The 11,504-nt window shown below is 62.4% G+C and carries 13 protein-coding genes and 1 pseudogene; 2 read left to right on the top strand and 12 right to left on the bottom strand.

The features are described 5' to 3' along the window. Nucleotides 1-5 precede the first annotated feature (5 nt). From AC0L3A_RS00270 to AC0L3A_RS00220, 11 genes are all read right to left on the bottom strand, one after another. The gene (locus tag AC0L3A_RS00270; protein WP_007592935.1) at nt 6-374 is read right to left on the bottom strand and encodes a c-type cytochrome; all 369 of its coding nucleotides are present in this window, start codon (nt 372-374) and stop codon (nt 6-8) included. 19 nt (nt 375-393) lie between these two features. Next, nucleotides 394-1,029, bottom strand: a complete 636-nt coding sequence (locus AC0L3A_RS00265) for a c-type cytochrome (protein ID WP_219680107.1) — start codon at nt 1,027-1,029, stop codon at nt 394-396. Further along, on the bottom strand, nt 1,029-1,868 hold the full coding sequence (locus tag AC0L3A_RS00260) for a substrate-binding domain-containing protein (RefSeq protein ID WP_473253313.1): 840 nt from the start codon (nt 1,866-1,868) through the stop codon (nt 1,029-1,031). Before AC0L3A_RS00260 ends, AC0L3A_RS00265 begins: the two co-directional genes overlap by 1 nt. Further along, on the bottom strand, nt 1,852-3,708 hold the full coding sequence (locus AC0L3A_RS00255; RefSeq protein WP_473253312.1) for a methanol/ethanol family PQQ-dependent dehydrogenase: 1,857 nt from the start codon (nt 3,706-3,708) through the stop codon (nt 1,852-1,854). The genes AC0L3A_RS00260 and AC0L3A_RS00255 overlap by 17 nt, the downstream gene beginning before the upstream one ends. A gap of 108 nt (nt 3,709-3,816) precedes the next feature. After that, entirely contained in the window at nt 3,817-4,608 is a 792-nt protein-coding gene (locus AC0L3A_RS00250) for a GlcG/HbpS family heme-binding protein (RefSeq protein WP_007592930.1), read from the bottom strand. Between the two features lie 72 nt (nt 4,609-4,680). Further along, complete coding sequence (locus AC0L3A_RS00245) at nt 4,681-5,601, bottom strand: cytochrome c oxidase assembly protein (protein ID WP_007592929.1); 921 nt, start codon at nt 5,599-5,601, stop codon at nt 4,681-4,683. Further along, nucleotides 5,589-5,942 carry a hypothetical protein gene (locus tag AC0L3A_RS00240; RefSeq protein ID WP_007592927.1) on the bottom strand — a complete coding sequence of 118 codons (354 nt, stop codon included), beginning with the start codon at nt 5,940-5,942 and terminating at the stop codon, nt 5,589-5,591. The genes AC0L3A_RS00245 and AC0L3A_RS00240 overlap by 13 nt, the downstream gene beginning before the upstream one ends. Then, the gene (locus AC0L3A_RS00235) at nt 5,939-6,538 is read right to left on the bottom strand and encodes a cytochrome c oxidase subunit 3 (protein WP_473253311.1); all 600 of its coding nucleotides are present in this window, start codon (nt 6,536-6,538) and stop codon (nt 5,939-5,941) included. Before AC0L3A_RS00235 ends, AC0L3A_RS00240 begins: the two co-directional genes overlap by 4 nt. After that, nucleotides 6,535-8,442, bottom strand: coding sequence for a cytochrome c oxidase subunit I (ctaD, locus tag AC0L3A_RS00230; protein WP_473253410.1), 1,908 nt, complete (start codon nt 8,440-8,442; stop codon nt 6,535-6,537). Before ctaD ends, AC0L3A_RS00235 begins: the two co-directional genes overlap by 4 nt. Before the next feature lie 2 nt (nt 8,443-8,444). After that, complete coding sequence (coxB, locus tag AC0L3A_RS00225; RefSeq protein ID WP_473253310.1) at nt 8,445-9,419, bottom strand: cytochrome c oxidase subunit II; 975 nt, start codon at nt 9,417-9,419, stop codon at nt 8,445-8,447. A 150-nt stretch (nt 9,420-9,569) separates the two neighbouring features. Further along, nucleotides 9,570-9,692: a hypothetical protein gene (locus AC0L3A_RS00220; RefSeq protein WP_007592920.1), complete on the bottom strand. Its 123-nt coding sequence runs from the start codon at nt 9,690-9,692 to the stop codon at nt 9,570-9,572. Between the two features lie 130 nt (nt 9,693-9,822). On the opposite strand from AC0L3A_RS00220, the gene AC0L3A_RS00215 reads away from it, so the two are divergent. Further along, a complete protein-coding gene (locus AC0L3A_RS00215) occupies nt 9,823-10,041 on the top strand; it encodes a DUF6894 family protein (RefSeq protein WP_473253309.1) in 219 nt (72 codons plus the stop codon). A 638-nt stretch (nt 10,042-10,679) separates the two neighbouring features. Further along, entirely contained in the window at nt 10,680-11,030 is a 351-nt protein-coding gene (locus AC0L3A_RS00210) for a glycosyltransferase family 9 protein (protein WP_473253308.1), read from the top strand. A 136-nt stretch (nt 11,031-11,166) separates the two neighbouring features. On the opposite strand, the pseudogene AC0L3A_RS00205 reads toward AC0L3A_RS00210, so the two are convergent. Beyond that, nucleotides 11,167-11,484 (bottom strand): annotated as a pseudogene (locus tag AC0L3A_RS00205) (cytochrome c); the annotation flags it as partial. Between the last annotated feature and the right edge of the window lie 20 nt (nt 11,485-11,504).

Raw genomic sequence — 11,504 nt, 5'->3', positions numbered from 1 at the left:
GATGGTCACTTCAGCGTATAGAGAAACGCCGCGATGTCCCGCGCGTCCTTCTGCGGGATGCCCATTCGCGGCATGGCATTGCCCGGCAACGCCCGCTGTGGATCCTCGATCCAGTCGGCCATGTTGTCTGGCGAGTTCTGGATGTAGCCGGCGATGTAGCTTCGCGTGCCGATCCGATGCAAGGGTGGGCCGACATTGCCTTCGGCGCCGGCGATACCAGGAATATCGTGACAGCCGCCGCAGTGGTACTGCTTGACGAGGTCGGCGCCACGGCGCGCGTCGCCCATGAAATTGTCCGGGCCCGCAGCGTTGCAGGCGGCGCCTGTCGTGGCCAGCAGTGCAGTGACCAGCAATTTCGCGATCGGATTTGCCATTGCTGCTCCGCTCGGCCGGTCAGGGCTTCTGGCCGAAGTTGAAAGACTTGGTGGCAGACCAGGGATCGGTCGTGGAGACCTGCTCGCTCGGGACTTGCTCGACCTCGGGCGATGGCAGATTCGCAGAAAAGGTGCGGCCCCATTGGTGGCTCGGCTCGTTGCTGATCTTACCGATATAAGTGACGAGATCCCAGATCACGCTGTCGGGCAATACGCCGCCCCAGGCTGGCATTCCGTTCGGCCGCCCCTGGTAAATCGAGAGAAAGATGTTCTCGGGCTGCGAGCCGTAAGTAAAGTTGTTGTTGCTCAGCGCCGGACCCATGCCGCCGCCGCCATTGGGTGCGTGGCAGCCGATGCAGTTGAAGTTGACATAGTAGGTCATCCCGCGCTGCTCCGCATTGGGATCGCCCTGCACAGGATTCTTGATTTGCGGCGGGTCCGGCTGCGCGCCGGGATGGAGGTGACTGACCGGGACCTGCATGAAGACGCCGGGCCTACCATTGCCGACGCTGCCACCGAAATTCGGGCGGGGAGACAGCGTCGGCATCTGCGCCTCCTGCGACTGCGGCAAAGTCTGCTGGGCCAGCCCCGCGCCATTCGGCACGACCACCAGCAGCAACGATAGGGCGCTCGCGCGCAGTACTGGACCAGACATCACTCATGTCCTCCCGATGCCGTGACCGGCAGCTCGACCAGAGGTACGCCGTAGCTTCGCAGCAAGGCGTTGATCTCGGATCGGTGCTCGTCGATGAAGGCATTGAGTCGGTCGCGCAGGGCGCGGTCACCTTTGCGCACGCCCATCGCGATGGCGAACTGGAATTGCTGGGGCGCAAAGCGCTCGTAATCCCTGATCGGCGTAACCGTCAGCGGCACCGGAGAGCGCTGCGCGAAATAGCCGCCCAGCGGCCCCCATGCGGCGGCGACATCGAGGCTGCCGCTTTCGACGGCTTCGATCAGGCGCCCGGGCGGATCGGCCTGGCGATAGTCACCGTAGATGGAATACCCGCGAACATTATCAACGATGCCCTGTTCGCCGAGCGCCTGCGCCGGCGGGGGATTGTTGCCGTCATCGCCGATCAGATGCACGCCGATCGCGAGGTGATGCAAGCGCGGATCGAGCAGGGACGAAAGGTCAAGGTGCTGGTCCTGCCGCGTGACGAACACGTAGCTCGAGCGATAATAGGGCCTGGTCGTCTCGACGAGATCATAGCCGGACGGCACGCCCATGACGACATCGCATCTGCCGGCTTTCAGTGTGTTGCGGATGAAGCCGCGGCGCTGCGCCCACCAGGTGTAGGAGACCTGCAGGCCTAAATGCTCGGCCACCATGGCCGCGAGCCTGTTCTCGAATCCTGCTTCGGCGCTGTTCGAGAACGGCAGATTGTTGGGATCGGCACAGACGCGAAGCCCGCCCTCCGTGGCCGGCGCAGCCGTGGTCGCGAACGCGAGAAGAAGCCCAAGGGTGAAGCCGAGGCGATTACTTGGAAGGCGCATGGCTGGTGTCCTCACCAAACGCGCCGCCGAGCTTGAATACCAGCAGCTCACTCCCGCCCGCGGTATAGAAGGGCAGGTCCTGGGTGGCGCCGGTGAAGCCCAGTGCGGCGTTGCGCACGCGCTGATCGACCTCCGCATTGGCGACGACGCCCGGCCAGCCGCCGACGCCCGACAGGATCGCGACGTATTGCTGTCCGTCGGAGCCGCGATAGGAGATCGGTTGGCCGATGAAGCCGGAGCCGGCACGGAATTGCCAGAGCACGTGCCCGTCCTTGGCATCCACTGCCTTGAACAGGCGATCCATGGTGCCGTAGAAGGCGACATCGCCTGCTGTGACCAGTGCGCCGCTCCAGACCGGCAGCTTCTCGTGAATCTCCCAGACTTTCTTGCGCGCGATCGGGTCCCAGGCCATGAACTCGCCGCGATAGCCGCCGGGGCCGGCATACATGTCTACGTCTGCACCGACGTAGGGCGTCCCGGCGATGTAGCCGACTTGAGAAGCCTTGAAGCTCATGCAGAGATGCTGATGGGGCACATAGAGGAGTTTTGTGCGCGGCGACCACGCCGTCGGTTGCCAATCCTTGGCGCCCGGCGCGCTCGGGCAGATGTTCTCGACCGTCTTGCCGACAAGCGGCATCTTCTCCTCGTTCGGGATAATCTTGCCGGTCTTCAGATCGACGCCCTTGTAGCTGTTGACGAAGTCATACGCGTCCGCCGAGATCACCTCGCCAGTGGCGCGGTCCATGACGTACATATAGCCGTTGCGGCCGGGGTGGATCAGCACCTTGCGCGGCTTTCCGTTCAGTTCGAGGTCGACGAGCACGTTCTCGTTGATCTCGTCGTGGTCGAACAGATCGTGCGGGTTGATCTGGTAGGCCCATTTAGCGCGACCGGTATCGGGATCGCGGGCAAAGATTGTCGTGCTCCAGAGATTGTCGCCGCTGCGCTGGTTCGCATTCCAGGGGCTAGGGTTGGCCGTGCCGTAGTAGATCAGGTTCAGCTCGGGATCGTAGGAGATCCAGCCCCAGACTGTGCCGCCACCAATCTGCCAGCGGTCGGCGGGCCAGGTCTTCACGCCGAGATCCTTGCCTTTCAGGCTGTCGTAGTACGGCTTGAAATCGTCTCCGATCAGCACGTCCTTGTCGGGACCTGTCGAATAGGCGCGCCACGTGATCGCGCCGGTGGTCTCGTCGAGTGCGGTGACCCAGCCGCGCACGCCCATCTCGCCGCCGCTGTTGCCGACAAGGATCTTGCCCCTCACCACCACGGGAGCCATCGTGATGGTTTCGCCCTTGTTGATCTCCCCGAGTTTCGTGTGCCACAGCTCCTTGCCGGACTTGGCATCGATGGCGACGGTATGGTTATCGAGCGTGTTGAGGAAAATCTTGCCATTGTCGAAAGCGAGTCCGCGATTGACGACGTCGCAGCAGGCAACGCCCGCGGCAGCGGGCTCCGGCTTCGGCGCGTAGGACCATTTCAATTCACCGGTCGTGGCATCGAGTGCGAACACACGGTTAGGGTAGGGGCCCGCATAGGGGCCGACCACATACATGGTGCCGTCCACCACGAGCGGCGCCGCCTCCTGACCGCGATCGGCGCCGACCGAGAACGTCCATGCGAGCTGCAGCCGCGATGCATTGGAGGCGTTGATCTGGTCGAGTTCGCTGTAGCGCGTGTTGGCGTAGTCGCGCGCCGCCATCGGCCACTGGGCCGGGTCTTTCATGCGGTTGGCGAGATCGCTCTGTGCTGACGCGGACGACAGCACCGCGCAACTGGCGCAAAGAGCACAAAGGATGCCCGGAAACAGGCCCAGCAAACGCGTGAGACCACGCACTAACATATGTAAAGATCTCCACGGCAGTGACGAGACCGTGCTGCGTTGCAGGCCGGTTTACGAACCTACAAACGTTCCGCCTTCGCTTGGTTCCAAAATGGTGAGATCGACGAGCTATCTCACGACGTTGCCGGATACGCCGGCGCCGAGGTCGACTGCGATCTGATCTTCCTTGCCGTTACACTTCGGGTGACCAAATCCAGACGGACTTTTGCCGTCAGGTCCGATGTCAAAGATGATCGCGTCCTTCATGTTGGGGCTGACGCCGGCCGGCACGCGGTCGAGCCCGAGCTGGTGACGCACGCGCCAGGCCACATTGTGATCCGCGCAGGAACTGTCACCGCTCACACCCAGCGCCCCGGCCACGCCGTTGCCGTCATAGAGCGCCAGCCCGCCTCCGAACACGATGGTGCCGCCGACCGGCTTGCCCACCATCGGATCCTGGGCCGTGCCGAAGTTGTCCGGAGATCCGGTGTACAAGGCTTCCGGAGACGGCGGGTTGCCGAGTGCCGCGCCGAACAGGAACCCGCCGGGCTGCGCACCGGCATAGAGATTGGCCGTCGCCATCGCCTTGTCCTTCAGGCTGAATGCATTCGCCGTGTTGGCCTTCTCGGCCGCGATGGCCCGGCTGCCCAGCCACTGGTCGTCGACCTTGCCGCCGCTGTAGGCAATTGCGCAGACGACGCCCTGCCGATTGACGACGGCAGCCCATTCGTTGTTGTCGAGACCTCCGTTGCTCGGGCCGCCGCCCGGCTTGACACTCTTCTTGAGGATATCCGCGAGCTTGTCATGGTCGACCGGGCACGACACCCCCGGCCGGGGTTGATCCTGCGCGTTCAAGACTGCAGGCATCACGAATGTCGCAGTGAGGATAGCCGTTGCCGCTATGAGCGATCGTTTTTCCATGTGGCCTCCGTGGAGTGTCGCAGTCGGCAGGCGAACGTTCGAAGAGAAGTTGCGGTTCCTATGCAGCGTCGCTCAGCCCGGATGCTGAAGGAGCAGGCGCGTCCTCCCGCCGTTCGCGGTCAACCACCGATGAGCGAAGAACAACGCCGCGCCGGTATAGAGGATGCCCATGGGCACCCACATCAGGATGCCGGCGAGTTGCTGATCCTCGAGTGTCGAAAGGCCGAACTCGCCAGCGAGGGCGCCCTGGCCTGGGATCCAAAGCCGCGGCGACACGGTCAGCAGGGCCCCGAGCACGCCGGAATGCAGAATGGTGATGAACAGGCAAGCGACAGCGATGCCATCGCGAATTCGTGTGCTACGGCCCTGACCGCGGCCGTGCAGCAGCACCCACCAGAACAACAGCGCGGTTGCAAAGAAGCTGATGTGCTGGAGACGATGGATCGCCGTATTCTCGAGCGCCCACGCATACAAGGGCGGTGCGTGCCAGACCCAGAGTGCTGCGCCGTGGAGGATGGTCGCGCTCATCGGATGGCTCACAAGCCGCCACGGCCACGCCAGTATCGGCAGATTGAGCACGCGACCCGCCGCAGGGCGGAGCCGGGCCGGGAGGCTCCACAGCAGCGGACCATTGATCCGGGCGAACGCCATCAGCGGTGCCGCGACCACCATCAGGAGTTCGTGCTCGACCATGTGCGCGGTGAACAGACGCTCGCCGAGCCAGTGCAGCGGCGAGGTCACGGCGAGCGCGGCCACCAGCCATCCGGTCCAGAATGCGGCCACCTGGCGGAAGCTGACGCCGTGGCCGCCGCCCGCATGATGCCAGAGCCGCTGCGTTCCGACATAGAAGGCGATACCGACGGCATAGAGCGGGGCCATGAGCCAGGGATCGTAGCTCCACAGCGAGCCGGGATCGACCTCCGATAGTCCGTGCGCGGCGGCCGGTCCCGCGAGCAGCGCAAGCAGCAGTGCTGCAAGGCTCAGCGCAGGCATGGGCTGATCATGAGCGAGGCGGCGAACTGGTTCGCAATCACCAACGCAAACAGCACGCCGGAGCCGACGCCAAGCCAGGCCATGAACGTTCGTGGCCCGCCACCCCGCGCATCGGCCCATTCAGCCCCCGCGCCGCGCCGAACCGCGCGGGCCGATATGACAGTGCCTGCGAGGGCGACGATAGCCAGAACCGCACTCATGATCGTGCCGCTGATCCTGGTCTGTTCGCAGGAGAAGTGCGCGAGCACGTAGGCGCCCTGCAAATTGATACCCCACGCGATGGGCCCAAGCGCAACGCCGGCCCAGTAGAGCAGTCTGGATTGTTGATCGGTTGCGGTCATAGGCGTGGCACCCAATCCAGCAAGACATAGAGCGGCAGCCAGGCGAGCACGACGAAGTTCCAATAAAACACGTTGTCGGTCACGTCGCTGAACCGGCGCGGTTTCGCATGACGCGTGAACATCAACACTGCCAGCACGACCGTGTCGCCCACATCGGTGGCAAGGTGGGTCGTGTGCAGCCCCAGAATGAGCCATACGATCGAGCCGTAGGCTGAATTGTCCCAGCGGGTGTTGAGATGTGCGAACTCGAAGCCGCGCAGCACTAGGAGCGCGATGCCGATCAGGGCCATCACGATGAGACCGATCCGCACCTTCGCGAGATCCTGACGGTGCGCGGCGCGGTTGGTGAACTCGTTGGGAATGATGCTCAACACATAAATCACGGTCTCGACCGTCGCCGGCCAGAGATCCGGCGGGGAGGCTCCGATCGGCCAGCTCGGGTTAACTGCGTAGAGATAAAGGTACGCGCCGATTGCAACGGCAAAGCCCATGCCTTCGAGGGCCATGAAACCCATGGCGCCCCACCACGGGCCACTGCGCGGGCCGTAGCCGTAAGTCGGCAGGTCCGAGACGTCGTGGACGATGGTCTGTCTCACTCCTCGTCCTCCTTGCTGCCGCTCGGCCAGAACCAGCCGATCAAAGTCACGGCCATCGGCGGCGTGCCCCAGAGCACCGCCCAAGGCGTGAAGATCGATCCGATGAAGAAGATCGTCGTTGCGATGGCTGTGAGCAGGGGCCAGATGCTCGGCTCGGGCGAAGCCTCGCGGATCTGGGGCTCGGCTTCCGCAAGCGAGGTCAGCAGGACCTCGCGCCGCTCGGCACTCAGACCCGCGACCACAGACAGGCTCTCGCTATCGGCCCACAGCGGATCGCGGTGCTTGACAACCGGAATGCGGTCGAAGTTCTGCGGCGGAGGCGGCGACGAGGTCGCCCATTCCAGCGTCGAGGCATTCCAGGGATTGTCGCCTGCAAGCGCGCCTTTGCCAAGGCTGTAGATCACATTGGCCAGAAGAACCGCGAAGCTAAACGCGAAAACGAGAGCACCGCCGCTGGACACGAGGTTCAGGTGCGCCCAGTCCATGTCGGCGGTATAGGTGTAGACCCGGCGCGGCATTCCGACCAGCCCAAGGATGTGCATCGGGAAGAAGGCGACGTTGAAGCCGATGAAGGCCAGCCAGAAATTCCAGCGTCCGAGTCTTTCGCTCAGCATGCGGCCTGCGATCTTGGGAAACCAATAGTAGACCGCGCCGACCAGCGGGAAGACTGCGCCGCCGATCAGGACATAATGGAAGTGGGCCACGACGAAATAGGTGTCGTGCACCTGGGTGTCGATCGGCACCGAGGCGACCATCACGCCGGACAACCCGCCGAGCACGAAGATGACGATGAAGCCGATCACGAACAGCAGCGGCGTCCGGTACACCGGACGTCCATCCCAGAGCGTTGCCAGCCAGCAGAAAATCTGCAGCCCGCTCGGCACCGCGATCAGCATGCTGGAGGCCGTGAAGAGGGCCGCGCCGAGTTGGGGCAGGCCCGTGACGAACATGTGGTGGACCCAGAGGCCGAACGACAGGAAGCCGGTCGCGATCAAGGAGAGGATCACGACGGGATAGCCGATCACCGGCCGCCGCGCGAACGTCGCGAGGATCGCCGAGACCATTCCCGTACCCGGGATGAAGATGATGTAGACCTCGGGATGGCCGAAGAACCAGAACAGATGCTGCCAGAGCAGGGGATGCCCACCCGATGAGGAGTCGTAGAAGCGCGTATTGACGAGCCGATCAAGGATCAGTGACGTCGATGCGACCATGATCGACGGCATCGCGAACATCACAAGGAAGGCCGTCACCAGCATGGCCCAGACGAACAGGGGAATGCGGTCGAGCGTCATGCCGGGGGCGCGGAGCTTGAACACGGTGACGACGATCTCCACGGCGACTGCGAGCGCCGCGACCTCGGTAAAGGTGATCATCTGTGCCCAGACATCGGCCCGCTTCGTCGGTGTGAACTGCAGGCTCGAGAGGGGAACGTACGAAAACCAGCCGACATCGGGACCGACGTTGAACAGGAACGAGATCCACAGAAAGCAACCGCCGAACAGAAACATCCAATAGCTGAAGGCATTCAGGCGCGCAAACGCGATGTTACGCGTGCCGACCATCAACGGCACCAGATAGACGGCGAACGCCTCCATGACCGGGACGGCGAACAGGAACATCATCGTCGAGCCGTGCATCGTGAAGACCTGATTGTACTTGTCGGCGGAGAGAAACGTCTTCTCCGGCCCGGCAAGCTGAACACGCATCAGGATCGCGAGAATGCCGCCGAGAAGCAGGAAGGCGAATGCGGTCAGGATATAGCGGCGTCCAACGACCTTGTGGTCGACCGACATGAGCGCACCGACAAGTCCAGACGGCGTGCGCCACACCCGCTCGAGCTGCATCGAAAGCTGCAGGCCGTTCAGGACGTCGTCCCGCAACTCATTTGGTTCAGCGGCCATGCTCACTTGAGCTGCTCCAGATAATGAATGATCGCGATCATTTCGTCCGATTGCAGCGGCATCTTCGGCATCAGATTGCCGGGTTTGATGTGCTGGGGATCGACGATCCAGGCGCCGAGCGTGGCCGACGTATTCGGCAACGTTCCCGCCGCGATCGTCGTGCGGCTGCCGATATGCGTGAGGTCCGGACCCAGCTGCCCGCCGGCCATCGTACCGCTGATGTTGTGACACAGTGCGCAGCCGCGCGCCCGGAACAGAGCTTCACCCTGCTTGCCGAGTTGATCGGTAGGGCTGTTCGCGCTCTGGTTTTCATGATCGCGCCAGCGCCCGAACTCGTCGGGCGACATCGCGATCACGGCGAACGCCATATGGGCGTGCTGGATCCCGCAGAACTCGGCGCATTGCCCGCGATAGATGCCCGCGTTCTTCGCCGTGAATTGCAGCTCGTTCTTCTGCCCGGGGATCAAGTCCATCTTGCCGGTCAGGCTGGGCACCCAGAAGCTGTGGATCACGTCGGCGGATTCCAGCTCGACTTTCACCGGCTGGCCGGTCGGGATCCGGATCTCGTTGGCGGTCACGAAACTCTGGTGCGGACTGTCGGCTTCATAGCGAACCTCCCACCACCATTGATGGCCGATGATCTTCAACGTGAGGGCATTCTCGTCCTTGGCGAAGACGGTGCGTTGTCCGGCATAGCTGACGAAGGAGAGACCGAGCACGACGACGGTGGTCGCAATCCCAAGCGCCAGGACGACGCGCCCGGAGCGTTGTTCGAAGGGCTGGTGGAGGTCCAGCGGCTGATCGGCTGTGCGCTTCCGGCGTAATAGCCCCAGGCCCAGAACGATGACGACGGCGGTCCAGACGATCGCCGCGACAATGAGGAAGATGAATAGCGTATGCCGAATCTGCTCAGACTGCAGCCCTTGAGGGTCAAGCGCCGACTGCTGGCCCGCGCACGCAGCAAGCGGCCAGGTCATGCACAACACCAGAACCCTTCGCACCCAGACCTGCATTGACGCTTTGTCGCACTCCGCTTCACAGGCGGAACCGGGCAGGCCTACAAAGGTTCCTATGCGCTAACCGGAACAGTTGGCCGAAGAAGGACATGTCCGACATCGATCATCGGGCTAGAATGGCCAGCCCTTCACGGCGATCACGATCGCCGCGTCGCCAGCGGCCATCAGCAGCAGGACGGCGAGACCGGCGATGACCGCGCCCGGCTGGGCAAGCACGCGCAGCTGTCCAAGCATTTGTTGGCTCCAAAACGCAGCAATGCCGCGATGCGCCTGAGGGTTCCTGCGGGTCTGCCGGGGGTTGACATGCGAGCGCCGGAACGAAGACTCGAGATCGCGCGCTCCTGCGACGAATTTGAGGGTTCACGTGCCGCGCTATCATTTCGATCTGGTCGACTCCAAGACCGTTGCAGACGAGGGAGGTGCTGAATTACCCGACGACATCATGGCGCTGGATGTTGCCGAGGAGATCGCGAGGAGACTTCTTGCGGAGCGTCCCGAACTCAGGAATCGTCATTTTTCCATCATGGTCACGAACGAGGAGGGTGAGGAGATCGGGAAAGTGCCCCTGGATGTCCTGCACTGAAGACCATCCAAGACGGTGCACAGATTGCATCGAATCACCTAAAGGTTGCTTTTGGGAATCTCGCTCTGAACGCGCCATGAATCGTCAGGAACGCCGGGCTGCTGCTCGAGAATCTCGCAAATCCAAAGGCCGCGCAGATTCTACCACACCGGTCGCTGCGCTTTTTGAGTCTGGGTTCGTCCACATGCGAGCCTGACAATTTCGCGACGCGGAGGTCTGTTGCCGCCAGGCTATTGCACTGGACGCCAACCACGCAGACTCGCTCCACTTGATGGGTTTACTATCCCAACAGGTCAAGCGCTATGACCACGCACACCAGTGGATTTCTCGCGCAATACGACAGGATCCCAAGCCAGTATACTTCCTCAGCCTTGGAATCGCCTTTCTGTCGCAAGGAGATCACAACGAGGCGCTGAAGGCCTTATCTTCCCAATCCGCCAAGAGCTCGCGTGCGCGCTTGGAAAGAACGACTCGGCTCTCATCACAAGTTTCGCGTGGGGCTAGTGTGGTCAGGAAACCCGGAGCATCTTGACGATTGCAATCGATCGATACCATTGCGAACCCTCTCAAGTGTCCTTGATGTCAGTGCCAGCTTCGTCAGCCTCCAGAAGGATCCAGGATCCGACGACAGAAAGGCTATGCAAGAGCGCCCGGGACTTCTCGACTTCAGTGACGGCCTTACCGATTTCGTAGAGACTGCGGCCTTAATCAAGTGTCTTGATCTCGTTGTCGCGGTAGACACCAGTGTTGCACATCTCGCCGCCTCGCTAGGACGGCCGACATGGGTTCTGTTACCTTACACTCCGGATTATCGCTGGTTGCTCGACCGCGACGATAGCCCTTGGTATCCGACCATGCGCCTGTTTCGACAGACGTCATCCCGAGATTGGCGAGAGGTGCTCGACCAAGTGCGAAGCGAGCTCAGACTTCGGACCGTTTTATTCGAAGGATTCCAGGCATCCGCGGCATTCGAGAACCCTTTTCGTTAGGCGGATAGCAATGCTCTCTCTTGCCCGCCGTGATTTTTATTCCGGTTGAACTGGCCACCCGTTCAGGCGAAGGATGCGTGCGAGCCACTTCAAGACAGGAGGGCACACGCTCATGTTTCACCTTATCGAATGTGAGTTAGGCGTTTGAAATATTACGACGATCGCTGTCGATATCCTTGATTTTGCCCTTGGCCTCGCCAACGACCTTGGCGAAGCTCGCGACCTTGGCATCGAATCCGGCCTTGTCCTCCCAGACCGTCGGCGAGGCGCTGTAGTCGCCCTCGGGCTTCATGCCCTTTGCGCTCGCGGGAAACAGGTTCGGCAGCTTCTTGGCGGTGTGCTCGAACTGCGCCAGCGCGCTGTCCACCGTGGCCTGGTCGTAGGGCTTTTCGCCCTTCACCATCGCCGCAACCGCGCCGGCGTTCTTGCCGTTGCCCTTCATCAGCATCTGGACCTTTTCCGTGGCCCCCATAA

Source organism: Bradyrhizobium sp. MI1.3 (assembly GCF_055811695.1).
The sequence above is the reverse complement of the archived record's forward strand: the minus strand, read 5'-3'. Positions and strand labels throughout refer to the sequence as shown.

Coding starts and splice junctions, on each gene's coding strand:
- ctaD (WP_473253410.1), bottom strand. CDS start 8,442: ATGGCCGCTGAACCAAATGAGTTGCGGGACGACGTCCTGAACGGCCTG.
- AC0L3A_RS00255 (WP_473253312.1), bottom strand. CDS start 3,708: ATGTTAGTGCGTGGTCTCACGCGTTTGCTGGGCCTGTTTCCGGGCATC.
- AC0L3A_RS00240 (WP_007592927.1), bottom strand. CDS start 5,942: ATGACCGCAACCGATCAACAATCCAGACTGCTCTACTGGGCCGGCGTT.
- AC0L3A_RS00260 (WP_473253313.1), bottom strand. CDS start 1,868: ATGCGCCTTCCAAGTAATCGCCTCGGCTTCACCCTTGGGCTTCTTCTC.
- AC0L3A_RS00265 (WP_219680107.1), bottom strand. CDS start 1,029: ATGTCTGGTCCAGTACTGCGCGCGAGCGCCCTATCGTTGCTGCTGGTG.
- AC0L3A_RS00270 (WP_007592935.1), bottom strand. CDS start 374: ATGGCAAATCCGATCGCGAAATTGCTGGTCACTGCACTGCTGGCCACG.
- coxB (WP_473253310.1), bottom strand. CDS start 9,419: ATGACCTGGCCGCTTGCTGCGTGCGCGGGCCAGCAGTCGGCGCTTGAC.
- AC0L3A_RS00210 (WP_473253308.1), top strand. CDS start 10,680: ATGCAAGAGCGCCCGGGACTTCTCGACTTCAGTGACGGCCTTACCGAT.
- AC0L3A_RS00245 (WP_007592929.1), bottom strand. CDS start 5,601: ATGCCTGCGCTGAGCCTTGCAGCACTGCTGCTTGCGCTGCTCGCGGGA.
- AC0L3A_RS00250 (WP_007592930.1), bottom strand. CDS start 4,608: ATGGAAAAACGATCGCTCATAGCGGCAACGGCTATCCTCACTGCGACA.
- AC0L3A_RS00220 (WP_007592920.1), bottom strand. CDS start 9,692: ATGCTTGGACAGCTGCGCGTGCTTGCCCAGCCGGGCGCGGTCATCGCC.